At 71.0% G+C, this 24311-nt stretch carries 19 protein-coding genes and 1 tRNA gene; 10 read left to right on the plus strand and 10 right to left on the minus strand.

Annotated features, from left to right (window positions below; translation table 11 throughout):
• Window positions 1-76: 76 nt before the first annotated feature.
• Genes thrB through argS form a run of 5 tightly spaced genes read right to left on the minus strand, consistent with a single transcriptional unit; the run spans window position 77 to window position 6469 of the window.
• Window positions 77-967 carry a homoserine kinase gene (gene thrB / locus B0I31_RS03320; RefSeq protein ID WP_106613752.1) on the minus strand — a complete coding sequence of 297 codons (891 nt, stop codon included), beginning with the start codon at window positions 965-967 and terminating at the stop codon, window positions 77-79.
• Entirely contained in the window at window positions 964-2067 is a 1104-nt protein-coding gene (gene thrC, locus B0I31_RS03325) for a threonine synthase (RefSeq protein WP_106613753.1), read from the minus strand. Before thrC ends, thrB begins: the two co-directional genes overlap by 4 nt.
• Window positions 2064-3398 carry a homoserine dehydrogenase gene (locus B0I31_RS03330; protein ID WP_106613754.1) on the minus strand — a complete coding sequence of 445 codons (1335 nt, stop codon included), beginning with the start codon at window positions 3396-3398 and terminating at the stop codon, window positions 2064-2066. The genes thrC and B0I31_RS03330 overlap by 4 nt, the downstream gene beginning before the upstream one ends.
• A gap of 3 nt (window positions 3399-3401) precedes the next feature.
• Window positions 3402-4826, minus strand: coding sequence for a diaminopimelate decarboxylase (gene lysA / locus B0I31_RS03335; RefSeq protein ID WP_106614026.1), 1425 nt, complete (start codon window positions 4824-4826; stop codon window positions 3402-3404).
• A complete protein-coding gene (gene argS, locus B0I31_RS03340) occupies window positions 4826-6469 on the minus strand; it encodes an arginine--tRNA ligase (protein WP_106613755.1) in 1644 nt (547 codons plus the stop codon). The genes lysA and argS overlap by 1 nt, the downstream gene beginning before the upstream one ends.
• Window positions 6470-6639: 170 nt before the next feature.
• On the opposite strand from argS, the gene B0I31_RS03345 reads away from it, so the two are divergent.
• The 4 genes from B0I31_RS03345 (at window position 6640) to B0I31_RS03360 (ending at window position 10663) form a co-directional block, all read left to right on the plus strand.
• Window positions 6640-7440, plus strand: coding sequence for a thioredoxin-like domain-containing protein (locus B0I31_RS03345; RefSeq protein ID WP_106613756.1), 801 nt, complete (start codon window positions 6640-6642; stop codon window positions 7438-7440).
• Between the two features lie 4 nt (window positions 7441-7444).
• A complete protein-coding gene (locus B0I31_RS03350) occupies window positions 7445-8137 on the plus strand; it encodes a DUF305 domain-containing protein (protein ID WP_106613757.1) in 693 nt (230 codons plus the stop codon).
• A 97-nt stretch (window positions 8138-8234) separates the two neighbouring features.
• Window positions 8235-8603, plus strand: coding sequence for a hypothetical protein (locus B0I31_RS03355; RefSeq protein ID WP_146173713.1), 369 nt, complete (start codon window positions 8235-8237; stop codon window positions 8601-8603).
• Between the two features lie 170 nt (window positions 8604-8773).
• Window positions 8774-10663, plus strand: coding sequence for an acyl-CoA dehydrogenase family protein (locus B0I31_RS03360; protein WP_106613759.1), 1890 nt, complete (start codon window positions 8774-8776; stop codon window positions 10661-10663).
• Window positions 10664-10885: 222 nt separating this feature from the next.
• Here the strand turns inward: B0I31_RS03360 and B0I31_RS03365 are convergent, their stop codons facing one another.
• Window positions 10886-12031 carry an ROK family transcriptional regulator gene (locus B0I31_RS03365; RefSeq protein WP_106613760.1) on the minus strand — a complete coding sequence of 382 codons (1146 nt, stop codon included), beginning with the start codon at window positions 12029-12031 and terminating at the stop codon, window positions 10886-10888.
• Between the two features lie 178 nt (window positions 12032-12209).
• Between B0I31_RS03365 and B0I31_RS03370 the strand changes: the two genes are divergently transcribed.
• Window positions 12210-16475 (plus strand): GH92 family glycosyl hydrolase, encoded by a 4266-nt coding sequence (locus B0I31_RS03370; RefSeq protein ID WP_106613761.1) that lies wholly within the window; start codon window positions 12210-12212, stop codon window positions 16473-16475.
• A 7-nt stretch (window positions 16476-16482) separates the two neighbouring features.
• On the opposite strand, the gene B0I31_RS03375 is transcribed toward B0I31_RS03370, so the two are convergent.
• Window positions 16483-17391, minus strand: coding sequence for a cation diffusion facilitator family transporter (locus B0I31_RS03375; RefSeq protein WP_106613762.1), 909 nt, complete (start codon window positions 17389-17391; stop codon window positions 16483-16485).
• Window positions 17392-17463: 72 nt separating this feature from the next.
• Window positions 17464-18195, minus strand: a complete 732-nt coding sequence (locus tag B0I31_RS03380) for an alpha/beta fold hydrolase (protein ID WP_181319961.1) — start codon at window positions 18193-18195, stop codon at window positions 17464-17466.
• Window positions 18196-18325: 130 nt separating this feature from the next.
• Here B0I31_RS03380 and B0I31_RS03385 point away from each other — a divergent pair.
• The 3 genes from B0I31_RS03385 to B0I31_RS41480 all read left to right on the plus strand — a co-directional run bounded on the left by B0I31_RS03385 (window position 18326) and on the right by B0I31_RS41480 (window position 20742).
• Window positions 18326-18397 (plus strand) — tRNA-Arg (locus B0I31_RS03385).
• A gap of 170 nt (window positions 18398-18567) precedes the next feature.
• Window positions 18568-19509, plus strand: a complete 942-nt coding sequence (locus B0I31_RS03390) for an alpha/beta fold hydrolase (protein ID WP_106613764.1) — start codon at window positions 18568-18570, stop codon at window positions 19507-19509.
• 123 nt (window positions 19510-19632) lie between these two features.
• The gene (locus tag B0I31_RS41480; protein WP_245949625.1) at window positions 19633-20742 is read left to right on the plus strand and encodes a polysaccharide lyase family 7 protein; all 1110 of its coding nucleotides are present in this window, start codon (window positions 19633-19635) and stop codon (window positions 20740-20742) included.
• 135 nt (window positions 20743-20877) lie between these two features.
• On the opposite strand, the gene B0I31_RS03400 is transcribed toward B0I31_RS41480, so the two are convergent.
• Window positions 20878-22050: an amidohydrolase family protein gene (locus B0I31_RS03400; protein ID WP_106613765.1), complete on the minus strand. Its 1173-nt coding sequence runs from the start codon at window positions 22048-22050 to the stop codon at window positions 20878-20880.
• Between the two features lie 56 nt (window positions 22051-22106).
• On the opposite strand from B0I31_RS03400, the gene B0I31_RS03405 reads away from it, so the two are divergent.
• The gene (locus B0I31_RS03405; RefSeq protein WP_106613766.1) at window positions 22107-22469 is read left to right on the plus strand and encodes a MerR family transcriptional regulator; all 363 of its coding nucleotides are present in this window, start codon (window positions 22107-22109) and stop codon (window positions 22467-22469) included.
• Window positions 22470-22472: 3 nt separating this feature from the next.
• Here the strand turns inward: B0I31_RS03405 and B0I31_RS03410 are convergent, their stop codons facing one another.
• Complete coding sequence (locus B0I31_RS03410) at window positions 22473-23684, minus strand: MFS transporter (protein ID WP_219910576.1); 1212 nt, start codon at window positions 23682-23684, stop codon at window positions 22473-22475.
• Between the two features lie 73 nt (window positions 23685-23757).
• On the opposite strand from B0I31_RS03410, the gene B0I31_RS03415 reads away from it, so the two are divergent.
• A complete protein-coding gene (locus tag B0I31_RS03415) occupies window positions 23758-24273 on the plus strand; it encodes an ArsR/SmtB family transcription factor (protein ID WP_106613768.1) in 516 nt (171 codons plus the stop codon).
• Window positions 24274-24311: the final 38 nt, after the last annotated feature.

Genomic DNA, 24311 nt, shown 5'->3' on the forward strand with positions numbered 1-24311 from the left:
CGCGGTGACTGATGGCCCCGAGGGTAGACGCCGGTCCGGCCGGGTGCAACAACCGGGGCACGGCGCGTCGCCTCACTCAGCCGAGTGGCGCAACCCGGACTCCGCCCAGGTCGACGGCTACCCGCCTGGCCTGGAACCCTGCGGTGTCCACCCGGGGCGGCAGCACGCCATCGGGTGGCAGGGCCAGGACCGTGGGTCCGGCGCCCGACACCGCCGCCGCCACGCCCGCCGCCCGCAGCGACCGCACCAGGCGGGTCGTCGCAGGCCAGGCGGGTTCGCGGTACGGCTCGTGCAGCCGGTCGTCCAACGCGTCGAGCAGCAGCGAGGGGTCCGAGGAGAGCGCGTGCACGGCCAGCGCGGACCGCCCCGCCGCGAACGCCGCGTCCTCGTGCGGCACCTTCGACGGCAGCAGGCCGCGGGTCGTGCGGGTCGACGATTCCTCCGCGGGCACCAGCACGACCGGCGTCACACCCGGGTGCGGTTCCACACGCACCGCGCGGAAGCGGTCACCCTGCGTCCACGCGATCGCCACGCCGCCGAACATGGCCGCCGCCGCGTTGTCGGCGTGGCCCTCGAACTCGGCGGCGAGTTGCAACGCGCTCGTGTCCGACTCGCGACCGGCGAAGGCGAAACCGGCCGCCACGCCCGCCACGATCGCCGCCGCCGACGAGCCGAGGCCACGCGCGTGCGGGATGGCGTTGCGGCACGTGAGCCGCAGCCCCGGCACCTCCACGCCGACCAGCTCGCACGCCGCCCGGAACGCCCGCACGACCAGGTGCCGCTCGTCGGTCGGCACGGCGGAGGCGCCCTCGCCGGACACCTCCACCTCCAGCCCGCCGTCGACCACCGCGAACTCCAGCTCGTCGTGCACGCCCAGCGCCATCCCGAGCGCGTCGAACCCCGAGCCGAGGTTCGCCGTGGACGCCGGCACGGTGACGCGGACACCGCGGACGGCCAGGGCCGTCACGCCAGCTCCAGCGCGGTCGCCACGGCACCGGGGTCCACCGGCACCGGCTCGACCTCGGGCATGCCCAGCAGGGCGGTGTCGGGGTCCTTCAGGCCGTGGCCGGTGACCGTGCAGACGACCGTGGAGCCCTTGGGCAGCCTGCCGTCGGCGGCCGTGGCCAGCAGGCCCGCCACGCTGGTCGCGGACGCGGGCTCGACGAAGATGCCCTCGGTCGAGGCCAGCAGCCGGTAGGCCTCCAGGATCTTCTCGTCCGTGACGGCCTCGAACAGGCCGCCGGACTCCTCCTTGGCCGCCACCGCGCCGGTCCACGACGCCGGGCTGCCCACCCGGATGGCGGTCGCGATGGTCTCCGGGTTCGCCACCGGCTGCCCCAGCACCAGCGGCGCCGAACCCTCGGCCTGGAACCCGAACATGCGCGGCGTCGAAGACGTCACGCCGTCCTTGTAGTAGTCGGAGTAACCGCGCCAGTACGCGGTGATGTTGCCCGCGTTGCCGACCGGCAGGCAGTGGATGTCCGGCGCGCGGCCGAGCACGTCGCAGATCTCCCAGGCGGCGGTCTTCTGGCCGATCAGCCGCACCGGGTTGACCGAGTTGACCAGGGTGATCGGGTACTCGATCGACGTCTTGGAGGCCAGCTCCAGGCAGTCGTCGAAGTTGCCGTCGATCTGCAGGATCTTCGCGCCGTGCGCCACGGCCTGGGCGAGCTTGCCCAGCGCGATCTTGCCGCGCGGCACGAGCACCGCGGCGGTGAGGCCGGCCTTGGCCGCGTACGCCGCCGCGCTGGCCGAGGTGTTGCCGGTCGACGCGCAGATCACCGCGCGGATGCCGCTGGCCAGGGCGTGCGTCATGGCCACCGTCATGCCGCGGTCCTTGAACGACCCGGTCGGGTTCGCGCCCTCGACCTTGACGTAGACCTGGCAGCCGGTCAGCTCCGACAGGTGCTCGGCGGCCACCAACGGCGTGCCGCCTTCGTGGAGGGTGACGACCTTGGCGCCCTCGGGGAGTTGGATCCGGTCCGCGTAGGCGTGGATGATGCCGGGCCACCCCGGTCGCGCTGTTGTCCGATTGTCGGCTCCGCCGACGGTCGCCTGGTGCGTCAAATCTCTTCGCCTTCCACCCGCATCACGCTGACCACTTCCCGAACCACGGGCAGCCCGCCGATTTTGTCCACGGTCGACCGCAGTGCCGCGTCGGTCGCGGCGTGGGTGACGATCACCAGGCTGGCGTCGTCGACCCGGCCCTCCTGTCGCACGGCCGCGATGCTCACGTCGTGTTCCGCGAACACCGCCGCCACCTGCGACAACACGCCCGCCCGGTCGGCGACGTCGAGGCTGATGTGATAACGCGTGGGCGTCTGGCCCATCGGCCGCACGGGCAGCGCCGCGTAGGCCGACTCACGCGGGCCGCGCCCGCGGTGCACCCGGTTGCGGGCCACCGCGACGAGGTCGCCGAGCACCGCGCTGGCGGTCGGGGCGCCACCCGCGCCCTGGCCGTAGAACATCATCTCGCCCGCCGCGTCGGCCTCCACGAACACCGCGTTGAACGCGCCGTGCACGCTCGCCAGCGGGTGCGAGGTGGGGATCATCGCCGGGTGCACGCGCACCGAGATGCCCTCGCCGTCGTCCGCGGTGGTCTGATCGTCGGCTCCGCCGATGGGAACCCGCTCGCAGATGGCGAGCAGCTTCACCGTGCGGCCCAGCGCCTTGGCGGCGGCGATGTCGGCGGCGCTGACCGAGGCGATGCCCTCGCGGTGCACGTCGGCGGCCGTGACCCGGCTGTGGAAGGCCAGCGACGCCAGGATCGCGGCCTTGGACGCGGCGTCGAACCCGTCCACGTCGGCCGTGGGGTCGGCCTCGGCGTACCCGAGCCGGGTCGCCTCCTCCAGGGTCTCGGCGTAGCTCGCCCCGGTGGAGTCCATGCCGGAGAGGATGAAGTTCGTGGTCCCGTTGACGATGCCCATCACCCGGGTGATGCGGTCACCGGCCAGCGACTCGCGCAGCGGGCGCAGCAGCGGGATCGCGCCCGCCACGGCCGCCTCGAAGTACAGGTCCGCGCCCGAGGCGTCGGAGGCCTCGAACAGCTCGGCCGAGTGCTCGGCCAGCAGCGCCTTGTTCGCGGTCACCACGGACTTGCCCGCGCGCAACGCCGACAGCAGCAGCGTGCGGGCGGGCTCGATGCCGCCGATGACCTCGACGATGACGTCCACGTCGTCCGAGGCGACCAGCGCCTCGGCGTCGGTGGTCAGCAGCTCGGCGGGCACCTCGCGGTGCTTGTTCGGCCTGCGCACGGCGATGCCGGCCACCTGGACCGGCGCGCCGACCCGCGCGGTGAGGTCGGCCGCCTGGTCGGTGAGCAGCCGGACCACCTCGGTGCCGACGGTGCCGCAGCCCAGCAGCGCGACCCGGATCGGTTTGCCCTCGTGGCTTGCCACTTCTCATACCTCCAGGCGGAACAGGTCTTCCTCGGTCTCCCGGCGCAGCAGCAACCGGGCCTGGCCGTCCGCGACCGCGGCGAGCGCGGGTCGGGGCAGTCGGTTGTAGCCGCTGGCCATCGAGTAGCAGTACGCGCCGGTCGCGGCGACCGCGATGAGGTCGCCGGGCGCGAGGTCGTCGGGCAGCCAGCAGTCGCGCACGACCACGTCACCGGACTCGCAGTGCTTGCCCACGACGCGGCACAGCACGGGTCGGGCGTCCTCGCCCGCGGCGCGCGAGACCAGCTTGCAGTCGTAGACGGCGTCGTAGAGGGCGGTGCGGATGTTGTCGCTCATGCCGCCGTCCACGCTGACGTACCGGCGGACCACGCCCGCGTCGAGCTGGACGTCCTTGATGGTGCCCACCTCGTACAGCGTCACCGTGCCGGGGCCGACGATGGCGCGACCCGGCTCGACCGCGATCTTCGGCGCGGGCAGCTCGGCGTGCTCGCACTCCTTGGCCACGATGTTGTGCAGCTGCCTGGCCAGCTCGGCGGGCGGCGGCGGGTCGTCGTCCGGGGTGTAGGCGATGCCGAGGCCACCGCCCAGGTCGACGGTCGTGACGTGGTCGAGGATCCCGGCGCCGTGCTCGTCGCGCAGCTCGGCGAGCAGCCCGATGACCCGGCGCGCGGCGACCTCGAAGCCGCTGGCGTCGAAGATCTGCGAGCCGATGTGGCTGTGCAGGCCGATCAGCCGCAGCCCTTCGGACTTCAGCACCCGGCGGGCGGCCTCGGCGGCGTCGCCGGAGGACAGCGAGAAGCCGAACTTCTGGTCCTCGTGCGCGGTGGCGATGAACTCGTGCGTGTGCGCCTCGACGCCGACCGTGACCCGGATCATCACCGGCTGCACCCGGCCGCGTTCGCGGGCGACCTGGTCGAGCCGGGCGATCTCGTAGAACGAGTCGAGCACGACCGCGCCGACACCGGCCTCGACGGCGGCGGTCAGCTCGGCGACGGACTTGTTGTTGCCGTGCAGCGCGATCCGCTCGGGCGGGAACTCCGCGCGCAGCGCCACGGCCAGCTCGCCTCCGCTGGCCACGTCGATGCTCAGGCCCTCCTCGGCGACCCACCGGGCGACCGCGACGGACAGGAACGCCTTGGACGCGTAGTGCACGCGGGTCGGGTCGCCGAACGCCTCGGCGTGCTCGCGGCAGCGGGCGCGGAAGTCGGCCTCGTCCATCACGAACAGCGGGGTGCCGTGCTCCTGGGCGAGCTGCCGCACGTCCACGCCCGCCAGGCGCACCGCGCCGTCAGCGCCGCGTTCGGCGTTGCGCGGCCACACCTGCGGGTGCAGCGCGTCGAGCTGCTCGGTGGAGGACGGTCGGTTGCCCGCCGTGTTGGAGGGGATGAGGACGTCGGCGTGCCGGGGACCGGCCGGGTGGGCGCGCATCACATGCGCTCCGGCGCGGTCACGCCCAGCAGCGCGAGGCCATTGGCGAACACCTGGCGGGTCGCCGCGCACAGGCTCAGCCTGGCCCGGTGCAGCTCGGTGGTCTCCTCGTCGCCCCTCGGCAGCACGCGACAGGCCTCGTAGAACCGGTGGTAGGTGCCCGCCAGCTCCTCCAGGTACCGCGCGACGCGGTGCGGTTCGCGCAGCTCACCGGCGGTGGCGACGACACGGGGGAACTCGCCGACGGTGCGGATCAGGTCGCCCTCGCGGTCGTGCGTGAGCTCCTCCACCGCGTCACCGGGCGTGACGCCCAGGTCGGCGGCGTTGCGCAGCACCGACGACAGCCGCGCGTGCGCGTACTGGACGTAGAACACCGGGTTGTCGTTGCTGCGCTTGCGCAGCAGGTCCAGGTCGATGTCCAGGGACGAGTCCGCCGACGAGCGGCTCATGGCGTAGCGGGCGGCGTCCACGCCGACCGCCTCCACCAGGTCCTGCATGGTGATGACGGTGCCCGCGCGCTTGCTCATCCGGACCGGCTTGCCCTCGCTGACCAGGTTCACCAGCTGGCCGATCAGCACCTCGACCGACGCCGGGTCGTCGCCGAGCGCGGACGCGGCGGCCTTGAGCCTGCCGATGTAGCCGTGGTGGTCCGCGCCGAGCATGTAGATGCACAGGTCGAAGCCGCGCGACCGCTTGTCCACCAGGTACGCGATGTCACCGGCGATGTACGCCGGGTCACCGTCGCTCTTGATGACCACGCGGTCCTTGTCGTCGCCGAACTCGGTGGACCGCAGCCACCACGCGCCGTTCTCGAAGTACAGCGCGCCGGAGTCCTTGAGCTGCTCCACGGCCTTGGTGACCGCGCCCGACTTGTGCAGCGAGTCCTCGTGGAAGAAGACGTCGAAGTCGGTGCCGAAGTCGTGCAGGTCCTTCTTGATCTCCTCGAACATGAGGTTCACGCCGATGCGGCGGAACACCTCGTGCGAGTCCTCCGAGGTCAAGGCGCTGGGCTCCTGGCGGATCACCTCGGCGGCGATGTCGCCGATGTAGCCGCCCGCGTAGCCGTCCTCGGGCGCGGGCCCGCCCTTCGCGGCGGCGATCAGGGACCGGACGAACCGGTCGATCTGCGCGCCCGCGTCGTTGAAGTAATACTCGCGGGTAACTTCGCCGCCGTTGGCGGTCAGGATGCGGCCCAGCGCGTCGCCGACCGCGGCCCAGCGGGTGCCGCCCAGGTGGATGGGGCCGGTCGGGTTCGCCGAGACGAACTCCAGGTTGATCCGGGTGCCGGCGAGCTGGTCACCGCGGCCGTAAGCCTCACCGGCCTTCAGCACGTCGCGCACGATGGCGCCCTGGGCGTCCGCGGCGAGCCGCAGGTTCAGAAAGCCCGGTCCGGCGACCTCGACCGAGGAGATGGCATCGGTGCCGGTCAGCGCGTCGGCGAGCCAGCCGGCCAGGTCGCGGGACGCCACGCCGACCTTCTTGGCGGTCTGCAGGGCCAGGTTCGTGGCGTAGTCGCCGTGCTCGGGGTTGCGAGGACGCTCGATCGTGACCGCTGTGGGCAGGGCGGCGGTATCGAGGCCGCGGGCGGACAGCACGTCCACGGCCGTCGCACGGACCAGTTCAGCGAGCGCAGCGGGAGTCACCCGGCAAGTCTAGGGAAGCGTTCTCGCTGGTCTCGACCGGGATGGGCGTCCCGCGAAGTGGGAATGGCAACTGTTGACGACCACCCGCCGTGACGGGCAGTTGACGGTGATCAGACACCGTATCCCTACACTGGCCCGCGGCATGGGCGTATGACGAGACTGAGGCGGACATGACCAGCGGCAAGAAGACGAAGGCCGCGCGCTCCAGCGTTGCGGCGGCGCGCTCCTCGGTGGTGGCCAAGAAGCCGAAGCCCTGGGGCACCATCCTCGCGGTGGTGGCCGTGCTGGCACTGGCCGGCACCGTGTTCGGGTACGCGTACTCCCAGATCGCGGACCAGAACGCGAAAGAGGCCGCGCTCGCCCAGTGGAACCCGTCCGAGGAGAACAAGGACCCCTCGGACCAGATCCCGGGCGTGACCAAGCGCGAGTACAAGCCGGGCAAGCACGTGGACGCGCCCAGGCGGGTCGCGTACGACTTCTCGCCGCCGTTCGGCGGGCCGCACGACAACCAGTGGGCGGACTGCAACGGCGTGGTCTACCCCACCGCCGTGCGCACCGAGAACATGGTCCACGCGATGGAGCACGGCGCGTTCTGGCTGGCGTACAACCCGGACCAGGTGACCGGCGAGGCCTTGGACAAGCTCAAGAGCAAGGTCGACGGCCAGCCGTTCTCGATGATGTCGCCGTACCCGGGCCTGGACAAGCCGATCGCGCTGCAGACGTGGGGCCACCAGCTGAAGCTGGAGAGCGCCGACGACGAGCGCATCGACCAGTTCATCCAGTCGCTGCGGCGCAACCAGTACACCTACCCCGAGGTGGGTTCGCCGTGCGACAACGCCGCCTTCGTGGACAACCCGGCGCCGTTCGTGGCCGAGGCACCCGGCGCGGACGCCGAGCCGATGGGCGACGAGGCCGAGAGCGCGCGCAACTCCGCCGCGACTTCCTCCACCGCACCGTCTGCGAGCAACTGAGCACGTGACCGATCCATCCGAGACCACGCCCAGGCGGAGCAACCTCGCCTGGGCGGTGGTCTCGACCACGGCCGTGCTCGCCATCCTGCTGCTCGGCGCGGCGGTCGGTTTGTTGATCAAGATCCCCGGTTCGGACTCCTCACCCGCCGCGCCCGGCGCGGACTCCGTGGAGGTCGGGTTCTCGCAGGACATGGCCATGCACCACCTCCAGGCGGTGCAGATGGCCAACATCGCCCGCGACCGGTCGGCCGACGAGAAGATCCGGTCGTTCGCGTTCGACGTCTCCAGCACGCAGCTGGAGCAGGTGGGCCGCATGAAGGGCTGGCTCATGCTGTGGGGGCAGCCCGAGCAGCCCATGGCCGGTAAGCACATGGCGTGGATGGCCGAGGACGGTGGCCACGGGCACGGCGCGACCGGGGCGGCGGTGCCCTCCGGCAACCCGATGCCGGGCATGGCGTCCTCCGAGGAGCTGGCCAGGCTGCGTTCGCTGTCCGGCGTCGAGTTCGACGTCTACTTCCTGCAGTTGATGCTCCGGCACCACCAGGGCGGCACCGCCATGGTGCAGTACGCGGTCGACCACGCCGGTCAGCACGCCGTGCGCACCCTCGCGGAAAGCATGCTCAAGTCGCAGAGCAGCGAAAGCGACTTGATGCGGCGGCTCATCTCCGAACGCGGTGCGGAGCCGCTCGCGCGTTGAGCGACGCGGGCACCCACCACTTTCTTGTCACGTTTCCCCCTCCCTCGTTACGCTCGAATTCGAGGCAGTATTCGACTGCCGCCTGGAGGGGTTAACAATGAAGCGATTCGGAGCGGTGCTGGCCACGCTCTTTTCAGTGCTGGCCATCGTGGTGTTCGTCAACCCGTCGGCGCACGCGAGCAATTCCAGCACGAGCGGTTGCACGAACGTGTACATCGAGTACGAGACGGTCAGCGCGACCGTGAGGTACGTGCACTGGGTGGAGTCCCGCAACGTCTGCGGCCCCTACCCCGGCCACTACCAGACCGCCGGCGTGAACGACATCGACCGCAACCCGATCCTCAACCACCGGGTCTACATCTACGCGAACTACAACCGCGGGGGCTGCATCCGCGGCACCGGTTGGCGCAACGACGGTGGCGGCAACTACTACAACATGGGCAGCACCTGCACCCTGATCGCCTGATCGCCTGATCAGGGCGCGAATTCCATTTCCGCGACGGTCCCGCCGGCGAGACGCATTTCCCGCCGGCGGGACCGTCGCGGAATTGCCGCCTACGATCTTGCGGTTTCGCATCACCCAGTTGGGGCTACCCATCGGTAGTAACGTGGGAAACCCCGTCCTGGAGGTCAGCGATGACCGCAGTGGATCCCGACAAGCACGTCGACGAGCGCACCGCGCGCAAGGTCGCCGAACAGGCCCGCGAGACCCGGTGGCGCCACCCCAGCTTCGGCCGTGAGCTCTTCCTCGGCCACTTCCGCCTCGACCTGATCCACCCGCACCCCGGCGGCTCGACCGAGGACCGGGAGCGCGGCGAGACGTTCCTCGCCGCCCTGCGCGAGTTCTGCGAGCACTCCGTGGACGGCGCGGTCATCGAGCGCGATGCCGCGATCCCCGACCACGTGCTGACCGGCCTGAAACAGCTCGGCGCGTTCGGCATGAAGATCAAGACCGAGTACGGCGGCCTCGGCCTGTCCCAGGTCTACTACAACCGGGCGCTGATGATGGTCGGCTCGGTGAGCCCCGCGCTGGGCGCGATGCTCTCCGCGCACCAGTCGATCGGCGTGCCTCAGCCGCTGGCGATGTTCGGCACGGACGAGCAGAAGCGGGAGTACCTGCCGCGCTGCGCGACCGGCGCGATCAGCGCGTTCCTGCTCACCGAGCCGGACGTGGGCAGCGACCCGGCCCGCCTGGGCACCACGGCCACGCCCACCGACGACGGCTGGGTGCTCGACGGCGTGAAGCTGTGGACGACGAACGGCGTGGTGGCCGACCTGCTCGTGGTGATGGCCCAGGTGCCCGGCAAGGGCATCAGCGCGTTCGTGGTCGAGGGTGACTCGCCCGGCATCACGGTGGAGAACCGCAACGAGTTCATGGGCCTGCGCGGCCTGGAGAACGGCGTGACGCGGTTCCACCAGGTCCACGTGCCCAGGGCCAACCTGATCGGCAAGGAGGGCATGGGGCTCAAGATCGCGCTCACCACGCTCAACACCGGCCGGCTGTCGTTGCCGGCCCTGTGCGCGGGCGCGGCGAAGTGGTGCCTGAAGATCGCCCGCGAGTGGTCGGCAGAACGGGTGCAGTGGGGCCTGCCGATCGGCAAGCACGAGGCCATCGCGGGCAAGGTCGCCTACATCGCGGCCACGGCCTACGCGCTGGAGGCCGTGCTCGACCTGTCCAGCGAGCTGGCCGACGCGGGCGGGCACGACATCCGCATCGAGGCCGCGCTGGCGAAGCTGTACGGCTCGGAGATGGCCTGGCTGGTCGCGGACGAGCTGGTGCAGCTGCGCGGCGGGCGCGGCTACGAGACGGCGGCGTCCCTGGCGGCCCGCGGCGAACGGGGCGTGCCCGCCGAGCAGGTGCTGCGCGACCTGCGCATCAACCGGATCTTCGAGGGTTCGACCGAGATCATGCACCTGCTGATCGCGCGGGAGGCGGTGGACGCGCACCTCGCCGTCGCCGGGGACATCATCGACCCGGAGGCCGACGCCAAGCGCAAGGCGCAGGCTCTGGCCAGGGCGGGCGGGTTCTACGCGAAGTGGCTGCCGACGCTGGTGGTCGGCAAGGGCCAGGTGCCGCGCGCCTACGCCGAGTTCGGGCCGCTGGCCGGGCACCTGCGGTTCGTCGAGCGGTCGAGCCGCAAGCTGGCCAGGCAGACGTTCTACGCGATGTCGCGCTGGCAGGGTCGGATGGAGCGCAAGCAGCGGTTCCTGGCCCGGATCGTGGACATCGGCGCGGAGCTGTTCGCGATCAGCGCGGCGTGCGTGCGGGCGGCGGCGGACGGCGACCGGGCGGTGGCGCTGGCGGACGCGTTCGCGGCGCAGGCCAGGGTGCGGGTCGACGAGCTGTTCGACCGGTTGTGGCGCAACTCGGACGACTCGGACGCGGCGTTGGCGCGGCACGTCCTGGACGGTCGGTTCACCTGGCTGGAGGAGGGGGTGCTCGACCCGTCCAGCCCGGGACCGTGGATCGCGGACTCGACCCACCGGGCGTCCACCGCGCGGGACGTCCACCGGAAGACGCCGTAGGCGCCGTTGTACACGGGGCAGGTGTTTGCGGGCGCGGCACCTGCCCCGTGGCACGGTCGAAAGGGGACCACGTCCCCCGTACTCCCCTTTCGACTCCCCTTCTGAACAACGGAAGGAACAACACCCTCCAGGAGGAGGTAACGAGTGACGCTACGTCATTACTGGCGAGTTGAGACTTACGACTTTCGAGTGAATCACCAGGTGAGAGCCACTCGACTACTCTCAGGGAGTGACCGCACCGCGGCGGTCGAACACCAGCTCCCGCGCGGACCGCAACCCGATCTCGATCGCGCCGCCGAGCACCGCGCCGTCACCCAGCCCGCCGGCCACGATCCGCGGCACCAGCGGCGTCATCCGGCGCAACGCGGCCTCCAGCGGCTCCTGCAGGAGGTCGGTGTTGCTGCCGATGCCGCCGCCGAGCACCACCAGCTCCGGGTCGACCACCGCCACCACCGACGCCACCACGAACGCCAGCCGCTCGGCCTCGTCGCGCACCGCGAGCAGCGCCCGCTCGTCACCGGCCCGCGCCGCGGCGAACACCTCGCGCGCCGAGCGCGCCGACAACCCGCGCTGCTTCGCCAACGCCACCACGGACTCCGCCGCCGCGGCCGCCTCGACCTGGCCGCGCTGCCGTCCGTCCTCTTCGGACTGGCCGGTGAAGGGCAGGTAGCCGACCTCGCCCGCGGCACCGTGCGCGCCGCGGAACAACCGGCCGTCCACCACGATCCCCATGCCGATCCCGGTGCCGACGGTGACGCACACGAACACGTCGGCGTCCCGCGCCACCCCGTGCGCCTGCTCACCGACTGCCGCCAGGTTGGCGTCGTTCTCCACCACCAGGCCCGCGCCCAGCTCGGCCTCCAGGTCGTCCAGCAGGCCGGGCCGTTCCCAGCCCGGTAGGTTCGGCGCGTGGTGCAACGTCCGGTCGCGCGGGTCCGGCACGCCGGGGGTGCCGACCACCTTGACCACCAGGTCGGCGGGCGACAGGCCTGCCTCGGACACCGTGCGCTCGGCCAGCTCGCCCACCGTGCGGACCAGCGCCGTCGCCGAGCGGCACCGGTTGCGCTCGTCCACCCGCGCGATCACCGTGCCCGCCAGGTCCGCCACCGCGACCCGGATCCGCTGCCTGCCGATGTCCACGCCCAGCACGTGTCCCGCCGCCGGGTTCGGCTCGTAGACCACCGCCGACCGACCCGGACCGGCCGACGTGCGGCCGATGCTGCGCACCAGGCCGTGCTGCTCCAGGTCGAGCAGCGCCTGGCCCACGGTCGGCTTCGACAGGCCGGTGTCCTTGGCGACCTGCGGCCTGGTCGCCGGGCCGCCCACCCGCAGCCGGTCGAGCACCGCGCGCTGGTTGAGCACGCGCATCCCCGCGGGGGTGCCCACCGGGGGCGTGTTCCGGGCCGTCACGGTGAGTGAGTGTAGATCGGGTGGAGCAGCATCCGGACAGGCTTGCGGACAAGTTGCGGGACCACTCTTGACAACGATGTCAGGTACGCCCTTTGCTTCGCTGAAGATCGCGGTCGGATCGGGCGAAAGGCGTGCAATGGGGCACAAACGCGGCAGAGGATCGCTGGTGGTCGTCTCGACCATCGCACTGGCGGTGGGGAGCGTGGGAGGCTGGCCCTCCGCGACCGCCGCACCGGGGGAGCCAACCGTGAGCGAGACGCTCTTCGCCACGTCGTTCGAGGACGGGCAGCCGCAGCCGACCTGGGCCAGCACTGTGGAGACCGGCCCGGACGGCACGCCGAAGACGGCGGGCGTCAACGGCTCGGACTCCACCGGCATCCCGGGCAACGTCACCGACCGCGTGGTCGACGTGGCGGCCAACTCGGAGAACTCCGGCGCGGGCGAGGTCAAGGAGAACCTGGTCGACGGCAACGTGTCGTCCAAGTGGCTCACCTTCACGCCGACCGGCTGGGCGCGGTTCACCTTCGCCGAGCCGGTCGCGGTCAAGCGCTACGCGATGTCGTCGGCCAACGACGCGCCCGAGCGCGACCCGGAGGACTGGACGCTGCGCGGCTCGAACGACGGCACCACGTGGACCCCGCTGGACGCCCGCACCGGTGAGGCGTTCACCGAGCGGTTCCAGACCAAGACCTACGACATCGCCAACACCGAGGCGTTCAAGCACTACCAGCTCGACATCTCGGCCACCGCGGGCGGCGTGAACCTCATCCAGCTCGCCGAGGTGCAGTTCTCGGACGGCTCCACCACCCCGCCGGCGAAGAACATGCGCACGACCGTGGGCAAGGGCGCCAACGGCGGGTACAACGCCAAGGCGGGCGCCGGGTTCACCGGCCTGAAGGCGTTGCGGTACCAGGGGACGCACGTCGCCGAGGGGCGCGGCTACTCGTACAACAAGGTCTACGAGGTCGACCTCCCGGTCACCGCGACCACCGAGCTGTCGTACCTGATCTTCCCGTCGTTCACCACGGACGACCTCAACTACCCGGCCACCTACGTGTCGCTCGACCTCGCGTTCGACGACGGCACGTACCTCAGCGACCTCGGCGCGCGCGACCAGCACGGGTTCGAGCTGTCACCGCGCGGCCAGGGCGCGGCCAAGTCGCTCTACACCAACCAGTGGAACCGGGTCGCGTCGGTGATCGGCCAGGTCGCCGCGGGCAAGACCGTCAAGCGGATCCTGGTGGCGTACGACAACCCGAAGGGACCGGCCGGGTTCAACGGCTGGGTCGACGACATCGCGGTGAAGTCCGCCCCGGTCGTGGTCGACCGGCCGCGCCCGTCCGACTGGGTGCTGACCACCCGCGGCACGAACTCCAGCGGTTCGTTCTCGCGGGGCAACAACATCCCGGCCACCGCGGTGCCGCACGGCTTCAACTTCTGGTCGCCCATGACGAACGCGGGCTCGACCAGCTGGCTCTACGAGTACGCGAAGAACAACAACCGGGACAACCTGCCGACGTTGCAGGCGTTCACCGCGAGCCACGAGCCCAGCCCGTGGATGGGCGACCGGCAGACGTTCCAGGTGATGCCGTCCACCGGCACGCCGACCGCCGACCGGGCCGTGCGCGCGCTGCCGTTCAAGCACGAGAACGAGACCGCGAAGGCGCACTACTACGGCGTCAAGTTCGAGAACGGGATGCGGACGGAGATCGCGCCGACCGACCACGCCGCGCTGTTCCGCTTCACGTTCGTGGACGACACGTCGAACCTGGTGTTCGACAACGTCAACAACAGCGGCGGGTTGACGCTGGACCCGGCGTCCGGTGTGGTGACGGGCTTCTCGGACGTCAAGAGCGGCCTGTCGACCGGCGCCACGCGGCTGTTCGTGTACGGCGTGGTGGACAAGCCGGTCGTCTCCAGCGGTCGGCTGACCGGCGTGGGCAGGGACGACGTGGCCGGGTTCTTCCAGTTCGACACCTCCGGTGACAAGACCGTGACGATGAAGATCGCCACCTCGTTGCTCGGCGTGGACCAGGCCAGGCGCAACCTGGAGCTGGAGGTGTCCACTTCGGACACGTTCGACTCGGTGCGCGACCGGGCGCGGGACGCGTGGGACCGGGTGCTGCGCATGGTCGAGGTCGAGGGCGCGTCGGAGGACCAGCTGACCACGCTCTACTCCAACCTCTACCGGCTCTACCTCTACCCGAACTCCGGCTTCGAGAACACCGGCACCACCGACGCGCCGCAGTACCGGTACGCGTCTCCCGTGCAGCCGGCCGGGCCGTCGACCCCGACGCAGACCGGCGCGAAGGTCGTGGACGGCAAGATCTACGTCAACAACGGGTTCTGGGACACCTACCGGACCACGTGGCCCGCGTACAGCCTGCTGACGCCGGGCCGGGCCGCCGAGCTGGCGGACGGGTTCGTGCAGCAGTACCGGGACGGCGGGTGGATCTCCCGCTGGTCGTCGCCCGGTTACGCGAACCTGATGACCGGCACCAGCTCCGACGTGGCGTTCGCGGACGCGTTCGTGAAGGGCGTGCCGCTGCCCGACGCCGAGGCCGCCTACGAGGCCGCGGTGAAGAACGCGACGGTCGCGCCGCCGAACGCGGGCGTCGGCCGCAAGGGCCTGGACACCTCGATCTTCACCGGCTACACGTCCACCGCCACCGGCGAGGGCATGTCGTGGGCGATCGAGGGCTACGTCAACGACTACGGCATCGCGAACATGGCGAAGGCGCTGCACAAGCGGACCGGCGACCCGCGGTACCAGGCCGCGCACGAGTACTTCGCCAACCGCGCGCAGAACTACATCCACATGTTCGACCCGTCGACGGGCTTCTTCCAGGGCCGCAACCCGGACGGCACGTGGCGCGTGCCGACCGAGGAGTACGACCCGCGCGAGTGGGGCCACGACTACACCGAGACCGACGGCTGGAACATGGCGTTCTCCGTGCCGCACGACGGGCAGGGCCTGGCCAACCTGTACGGCGGCCGGGACGGGTTGGCGAAGAAGCTGGACGAGTTCTTCGCCACGCCGGAGACCGCGAAGTTCCCCGGCTCGTACGGCGGCGTGATCCACGAGATGACCGAGGCGCGCGACGTGCGGATGGGGCAGCTGGGGCACTCCAACCAGGTGTCGCACCACATCACGTACATGTACGACTACGCCGGTCAGCCGTGGAAGACGCAGGAGAAGGTGCGCGAGATCCTGTCCCGGCTCTACCTGGGCAGCGAGATCGGCCAGGGCTACCCCGGTGACGAGGACAACGGCGAGCAGTCGGCGTGGTGGCTGTTCAGCGCCATGGGCTTCTACCCGCTGCAGATGGGCAACTCGTCCTACGCGATCGGGTCGCCGCTGTTCGAGAAGATGACCGTGCACCTGGACAACGGGCGCACGCTCGTCATCAACGCGCCGGACAACTCGGCGCAGAACATCTACGTGCAGTCGTTGACGGTCAACGGGAAGAAGTGGGACAAGGCGCACCTGCCGCACGCGGAGATCGCGAACGGCGGTGTGCTCGACTTCGGGATGGGGTCGTCGCCGTCCCGGTGGGCCACCGGTCCGGACGCCGCGCCGCCGTCGTTGACCACGGGTTCCTCGGCTCCCACGCCGTTGCGGGACGTGACGCTGCTCGGGACGGTGACCGGTGCGCCGGCGGCGGTGGTGGACAACACCTCGCAGACGTCCGGTGCGCTGTCGTGGTTGCAGGTGGACCTGCCGTCGAAGAAGGAGAGCGCCACGTTCTACACGCTCACCTCGGGCAAGGACACGGGCGACCCGTCGTCGTGGGTGCTGAAGGGTTCGTACGACGGCAAGACGTGGGCGGTCGTGGACGAGCGGTCCGGTGAGGCGTTCCCGTGGCGGCAGCAGACGCGGGCGTTCAAGATCGCCCGACCGGGCCACTACCAGCACTACCGGCTGGAGTTCCCCGGCTCGGCGACGGTGGCCGAGTTCGAGCTGCTGGCCAAGCCGTTCGTGACATGCTCGGCCACGGTCACCGGTGAGCACGCCGGTCCGTTGCGCGTCGAGTCGGGCGTGACGTGCGTGGACGGTGCTTCGGTGACCGGTCCGGTGACGGTGGCGGCGGGCGCGTCGCTGTACGTGTTCGGCGGGACGGTGGACGGCCCGGTGAGGGCGACGGGTGCCGCGGCGGTCGTGCTGGTGGAGACGTCGGTCGGCGGGCCGGTGGACATCAGCGGGACGTCCGGCGAGTTGTCGCTGGAACGGGTGACCGCCGGCGGGCCCGTGCGGCTGGTCGACAACAAGGGCGGCACGCTCGTCGCGGGCAACACCGTGGCCGGACCGCTGTCGTGCACCGGAAGTTCGCCTGAACCGGTGAACAACGGGTGGGCGAACTCGGCAGACGGGCCGAAGACGGGTCAGTGCGCTTCGCTGTAGGTGGTGGTCACCAGGAGATTTCGCGGCACCTCTGCGCGGAATCTCCTGGTTCGACCTGGAGCGTGGCGTGCTCGATGTGGTAGCGCTCGGCCAGCAGCACCTGCGCCGCGCGCAGCACCTCGGCCGGGTCGACCAGGTCGCGGGTGGTGAGGTGCGCCGAGGCGACCTCCATGCCCGAGGTCAGCGTCCAGACGTGCAGGTCGTGCGCCTCGGCCACGCCGGGCAGGCGGCTCAGGTCGGCCTTCATCTCGGCGACGTCCAGGCGTTCGGGGGCGTGCTGGAAGAGGATGCGCAGCGCGCTCGCGGCCAGCTTGTACGTGCGCGGCAGGACGAACAGGCCGATCGCCACACCCATGACGGGGTCGGCGTAGCGCCAGCCGAAGATCAGCGTGACGGCGCCGCTGATGAGCACGCCGACCGACCCGATCAGGTCCGCGAGGACCTCCAGGTACGCACCGCGGACGTTGATGCTGTCCTTCGCGCCGTCCCGGAGCAGGAAGAACGCGACGACGTTGGCCACCAGGCCCGCGCTCGCGGCCAGCACCACCGGCAGGCCGGGCACTTCCGGCGGGTTGCCGAACCGCCCGACCGCCTCGTGCACGACGTAACCGGCCACGCCGAACAGCAGCACGGCGTTGGCGAGCGCGGCCAGCACTTCGGCGCGGTAGAGGCCGAACGTGCGGCTGCCACCCGTTCGGGCGCGGCGGGCCAGCATGATCGCGGCCAGCGCCATGCCGACGCCCAGGACGTCGGTGAGCATGTGGGCGGCGTCGGAGATCAGGGCCAGCGAGCCGGTGGCGAAGCCGACGACGAACTCCAGGCCCATGAAGGCCGCACCGATGCCGAAGGCGATCCACAGCCGGCCGAGGTGCCTGGCGCTCCCCGACGACACGCCGTGGCCGTGTCCGTGACCCATGAGCGGAACATATAGTCACATGCGCATGAGTGCAACTTGAGTGTCAGGGGCGCCACAACGGTGCCGGAGGCGTCACCGGTTGTCGATCGCGTCCTCGATGTGCCGCGCCACCTGCTCCGGATGCGTCCGCGGCGCCCAGTGTCCCGCGTGGACGCTGCTCCTCGTCAGCCGCTCGACCCAGGGTGCCGCGGCGTCGAGGTGCTCCCTCACCACGAACGGGTCCTCGGTCAACTCGATCTGGTGAACGGGCACCGTCACCACCGCCGGAGCCCGCCCGCGCCCCACGTTGGCGCGGTACAGCCCCAACCCGTTGACCAACTCCCGCCGCCCGGCCCGCAACCACTTCCGGACGGCCGGCACCCGCCACAGCAGCTCGGCCGCACCGGGCACCATGAACCCGGCGATGTACCACGACCGCCGCAGCACACCCAGCACCTTCACCGGCCGCAAACGGTTGCGCCTCACCCACTCGCCCAACTGCCCCAGATCGGGCCCGGACACACTGGTGAACGACAGGAACAGCTCCGGCCGAGCCACCACCGCCGCCCACCCCTGCACCGACCCCCAGTCGTGCCCCACGAGGTGAACCGGCCGCCCGACCTCCCCCACCACCGCCACCAGGTCCTCGACCAACCGCTCGACCCGGTACCCGTCCACCCCGGCGGGCTCCCCCGACCGCCCACACCCCCGCACGTCGTACCGGACCACCCGGAACCGCCGCCCCAACCTCTCCGCCACCCCGTCCCACACTTCCGACGTGTCGGGGTACCCGTGCACCAACACCACCGGCACTCCGCCGCCCACCCCTCCCTCCACCACGGAAATCCCCAGGTCACCGCTCCGGACCACCCGCCTGCGCCCAACCTCCACCCCGAAGAGGGTAGGGGGTGAAACCACCCGCCAGGCGTACGCTAAGCTTCCACCCGTAGCTGCGGCCCCCGTAGCTCAGGGGATAGAGCACCGCCCTCCGGAGGCGGGAGCGCAGGTTCGAATCCTGCCGGGGGCACTCCAGGTCGGTACGGACAGGGCGAGTCGCTGAGCGGCTCGCCTTTCTCGTTTGCCCGGTTTCCGGTGCCGTGCTCCTTTTTTCCAGGTTCGCCCTCCATTGAGGACCGATCTCGTCCGCGGTGCTCCTTACGGTGGCGGTGACAGCTGAAAAGGCAAGGAGAGAATGCGATGGTCAATCCGACCGACTTCCCCGAGCCCACCTTCGTTTCCGTCAACGGGGTGGAGCTCGAAGTCTTCGAAGCGGGCAGGCAGAATGTCGGGAACCCCGTTGTGCTCTGCCACGGCTGGCCGGAGCACGCGTTCTCCTGGCGTCACCAGGTGCCCGCCCTCGTCGCCGCGGGTTACCACGTCATCGCACCGAACCAGCGGGGCTACGGCAACTCGTCCCGGCCGACCGAGGTGACCGAGTACGACATCGAACACCTGTCGGGTGATCTCGTCGCACTGCTCGACCACTACGGCTACGAGGACGCCACCTTCATCGGTCACGACTGGGGTGCGATGGTCGTCTGGGGATTGACCTTGTTGCACCCGGACCGGGTGAACAAGGTGATCAACCTGAGCGTGCCCTACCTCGATCGCGGGGACAAGCCCTGGGTCGAGTTCATCGAAGACGTGGTCGGCAGCGACTCCTACTTCGTCCACTTCAACCGGCAGCCGGGCGTCGCGGACGCCGTGTTCGAAGACAACACCTTCCGGTTCCTGCGCAACTTGTACCGGAAGAACGAGCCCTCGGCGGAACCCCAGCCGGGTATGGCGTTCATCAACCTCGCCAGAGCGGAAGCACCGCGCGGTGAACCCCTGATGAGCGACGACGAACTGGCCGTTTTCGTCTCCGCTTTCGAGACATCGGGGTTCACGGCCAGTATCAACTGGTACCGGAACGTCGACCGCAACTGGCACTTGTTGGCGGACGTGGACCCGATCATCCACCAGCCCGCCCTCATGATCTACGGCGACCGGGACGTGGTCGCGAAGTCCGAGAACCTGGCGGCGTTCGTGCCCGACGTCGAGGTGGTCACCCTGGATTGCGGTCACTGGATCCAGCAGGAAAGGCCGGAAGAGACCAACCAGGCGATCTTGAAGTGGCTGGAGCAGCAGAGCGCCTAGGGCGAGGCCGGCGTCGTGGTGGCAGGAAGGCGACAGCGGGCGTTCGAGTGCGCATGAGGTCGGCACGATGGCGGCATGGGACGAGTACTTGCGGCATTAGCCGCTGGGTCAGTGGTGGCCGGTGTGGTGGTCGCAGGGCCGACCGCGGCGGTCGCGGCGGCTTGCGACTACCCCGCTCAGGTGTTGGACCTGCGGAATTGGAAGATCCAGTTGCCGATCGGTGGTGACGAGGATCCGGATGAGGTGAAGCAGCCGTCGTTGGCGACTTACCGGGTGGACCCCTGGTTCGTCGTCGACGACGCCTGTGGCGGGGTGCGGTTCCGGGCGGCGGTGAACGGGGTCACGACCAGTGGGTCGAACTACCCGCGTTCCGAGTTGCGGGAGATGAACGGGACGGCCAACGCGGCTTGGTCGTCCAACTCCGGGACGCACGCGATGACCATCGACCAGACCGTGACGCGGTTGCCGAACGACAAGCCGCACCTGGTGGTCGGGCAGATCCACGGTGGGGACGACGACGTGTCCGTGTTCCGGGTGGAGGGGCGCAACCTCTACGTCACCAACGGCGACGACGCGCACTACAAGCTGGTGACCGACGACTTCCGGCTGAACACGCGGTTCCAGGTGAAGTTCGTCGTCTCCGGCGGCAAGATCAACGCGTACTACAACGGCGCACTCGCGGCGACGCTCAGCAAGAGCTTCAGCACCGGCTACTTCAAGGCCGGCGCGTACACGCAGGCCAACTGCGGCAACTCCAGCCCGTGCGGCACGAGCAACTACGGCGAGACGATCATCCACTCGGTGAAGTCGGGCGACAGCGCGCCGCAGCCCCAGCCGCCCGGTTCCCCGTTGCCCGTCACGGCGGTCGCGGCGAGCGGTGACGACGGGAACGTCCCGGCCAACACGCTGGACCGCGACCTGTCCACCCGCTGGTCGGACGAGGGCGACGGGGTGTGGATCCGGTACGACCTCGGTGCCGCCCGGACGGTCGGGGCGGTCGGCTTGGCGTGGCACCGGGGTGACACCCGGCGGCACGACTTCCGCATCCAGACGTCGTCGGACGGCACCGCCTGGACCACCCGGTTCTCCGGCTCCAGCAGCGGCGCCACGCTCCAGCCGGAGATCTACGACATCCCCGACACGTCGGCCCGCTACGTGCGCGTCGTGGGCTACGGCAACACCGGCAACGACTGGACCAGCATCGCGGAGACCACCATCCACCCACCGGCCTGACCTCGCACCCGCCCGGGACCGAACGGCTCCGGGCGGGTCCGTCCGGTCGACCCGCTTGATCATCCTGCCGGTGCCGGTGCCGGTGCCGGTGGCGCGGCGGGAAAAGGGGAAGGCCGCCCCGGAGGATGCCGGAGGTCACTTCCCTCGGACGCGCACGGGACGTCCGCGCAGGATCACGGCGACCGGGTGGGCGAGCTGGTCGAGGTCGGCTCTGGGGTCCTCGGCGTAGACGACGGCGTCGGCGGGCGCGCCCGGTTCCAGGCCCGGCAGCCCGAGGTACGCGCGGGCGTCCCAGGAGGCGGCGGCGAGGGCGGCGTGCGGGCGCATCCCGGCGGCGGCCAGCGCGCGCACCTCGTCGATGATCCGGCCGTGCGGCACCGAATCCGTCCCCGCCAACACCCGGACGCCCGCCTCGGCCGCGGCGGCGACGAGTCCCGCGTGCGCCTCCGCGCCGCGGACGTACCACCGCTTGGCGGGGCTGTCCGGGCGGCGGCGCACTTCGGGCAGCGTCCGGTCGGTGATCGACAACGTCGGCGTCAACGCCGTGCCCTGCTCGGCCATCCGGGTCAGCAGGTCGGCGTCCAGCTGCATCCCGTGCTCCACCGAGTCGGCACCGGCCAGCACCGCCACCTCACCGCCCGCGGCCTGCTGGGTGTGCACGGCGACCCGGCCGCCCACCGCGTGCACCGCCTCCACCACGGCGGTCAGCACCTCCAGCGGCACCGGTTCGCCGTCCGAGCGCCAGTCGCCGATCACCTTCGCCCACCCGGTGCGCGCCGCCTGCGCCGCGGCGATCGCGGGCAGCTCGGCGTGGTCGGCCCGACGTCCCCAGCCGTCGAAGAACTGGCCGTGCTGCGCCAGCCACGGACCGGCGTGCCAGGCCCTGGGCGTGTCGGGGTCGGTGCCGAACCACGGCGGCGGCTCACCGGCCAGGCCGGGCGCGCGGATCACCGCCACCCCGGCGTCCACGTGCTGCCGGAGGTGGTCGCGCAGCATCCCGTGGTCGAGCGGGTCGCCGGGTGCCTCGGCGCCGGGGTGGGTGTGCGCGTCGACCAGGCCGGGCACCAGCCAGCCCTCGGCCACCAGCTCGGCGTTCGGGACGGGGTCGGTGGTCCACCGGTCGCCGTCTGCGTAGAGGTCGACGTGCTCGCCGTGCGGCAGGGCACGACCTCGGATCCGGACAACCACCAGCGCACCCCCGCGTCCACGGACGACCGAGCCGCCCTCCGACAACTCCTCAGCTTGGTGCACCGCGGCCTTGAGTGCGAGGAACTTCGGCTGGTAGGGGCCGGCCGTTGTGCTCGTCATGCGACTACGGTAAAAGTTGACATCAATGTCAGGTTCAGGTCGCGCGGGGGTGTGACATGCGGATCGGTGAGCTGGCCGAGCGCACCGGGGTGAGCGTGCGTTCGTTGCGGTACTACGAGCAGCAGGGCCTGTTGAGCGCCGACCGCACCACCGGCGGCCACCGCGAGTACCCCGAGCGCGCGGTCGACCGGGTGATCCGCATCCAGGAGCTGTTCGCCGCCGGGCTGAGCAGCAAGAAGATCGCGCTGATGCTGCCGTGCATGAGGGACGCGGACGGCGGCCCGTCCGAGATCGCCACGCCACGGCTGGTCGACGACCTCACCGCCGAACGCGCCCGCATCGACCGGCTGATCACGGACCTGGTGCGGTCGCGGGACGTGCTGGACGAGGTGATCGACGCGGCTTCGGGCGGGCGCTGACGGCTACCCGGCCATCGCCTGCTCGATCTTCCGCTCGGTGGCCGCCGTCAGGCCGAGCAGCGCCACGAGCGCCACCGCCGTCATGATCACGAACACCGCGCGCAGCCCGAACGCCTGCGCCAGGACGCCCCCGAGCGCCGCGCCCAGCGGCATGGTGCCCCAGGCGACCAGGCGGTAGGCGCTGTTCACCCGGCCCAGCAGGCGGTCCGGCGTGACGCGCTGCCGCAACGTGACCGCGACGACGTTGAGCACCGCGATCCCACCGCCCGCGACCGCGAACGCCGCCGCGACGACGTACGGGTCGGTGGTCACGGCGGGTGCGGCGACGAGCAGCGTCCCGGCGACGAACCCCACCACCAGCGAACGGCTCCGGCCCAGCTTGGCGATCACGCGTTCGGCGGCCAGGGAGCCCACCAGGCTGCCGACCGCCGGGGTGGTCAGGAGCAGGCCGAACAGCTGCGCGCTCAGGCCCATCGCCGACGCCGGGCCCACCGCGTGGAGGACGAGCACGGCGCCGGACGCCGTGTTGGCGGTGTTGAACAGCCCGACGACGACGGCGAGGCTGCGCAACAGGCGGTGGCGCAGCAGGAAGCGCAGGCCTTCGGCGATGTCGGCGCGCAGCGTGGTGCGGTGCTCGCGGTGGATCTTGAACGCGCCCCGGACCGACCACAGGGCGACCAGGGCCACCAGCCAGAGGGCGGCGGGCGCGGTGAAGGCGGCCACCGCGCCCGCGGCGACCAGGAGGCCGGCGACGGGCGGGCCCGCGAACTCGTTCGCGGTGAGCTCGACGGCGAACAGGCGGGCGTTGGCGCGAGGCAGGCGGTCGCGGTCCACCAGCTGCGGCACCAGGGATTGCGCCGAGGTGTCGTAGAGCGTCTCGGCGATGCCGGCGGCGAAGGCGATGGCGTAGAGCAGCCAGATGTTCGCCCAGCCCGATGCCACCGCGGCGGCGAGGAGTGCGAGCAGGGCGGCCCTGGCGGCGTTGGCCCGGAGCATGGTCCGGCGGCGGTCGAGGCGGTCGGTCAGCGCGCCCGCCGGGAGCGCGAAGACGAGCCACGGCAGGGTGAGGGCGAACACCAGACCCGCGATCAGGGTCGGTTCGCGGGTCGTCTGGATGGCGACCAGCGGCAGGGCGACCTTGAACGTGCCGTCGGCGAGGTTCGACAGGCCGGACGACGTCCAGAGGCGCCAGAAGCCCGTTCCCATGGATGCCATTGGTGGAGAATCGCACATCGGTGGAATTTTCTCCATCGGTTCGTTTCCCCACCGGTCGGCTAGGTTGGGCGCCATGGCTGAGCGGGAACGGCGTCCGGCGACGGTGGACGAGGCGAAAGCGCTGGCCCACCCGTTGCGGCTGCGGATCCTGCGGCTGTGCGGGCAGCAGGAGTTGACCAACAAGCAGCTGGCCGAGCGGTTGGGCCGCGACCCGGGAACCGTCCTGTACCACGTGCGCCAGTTGGCGGCGGCGGGCTTCCTGGAGCCGGGCGAGGTGCGCACGGGCGCCAGCGGCGCGCTGGAGAAGCCCTACCGGTCGACCGGCATCTCGTGGTGGCTGGACGGGCCGCCGGCGGACACCGGCGCGAACACCGCACCGCTGGAGGCGTTCCAGGAGGAGTTGCGGGAAGCCGGACCGGAGTCGGTGCGGACCTACGCACGGTTCGCGCTGCACCTGTCGCCGGAGGACGTGGCCGAACTGGACCGCCGCATCAGCGCCGTGCTGGACGAGTACGTGGCCACCGAGGACGAACGCCGCCACCTGCCGCTGCACGGCGGGATCGTCGTCGTGCACCGGCTGAAGGAGTGACGCGCTCGGGAAGCCGGGGCGGCGGCCGGCCGGCACCA

The sequence above is a fragment of the Saccharothrix carnea genome (assembly GCF_003014735.1).
Classification (GTDB): domain Bacteria; phylum Actinomycetota; class Actinomycetes; order Mycobacteriales; family Pseudonocardiaceae; genus Actinosynnema; species Actinosynnema carneum.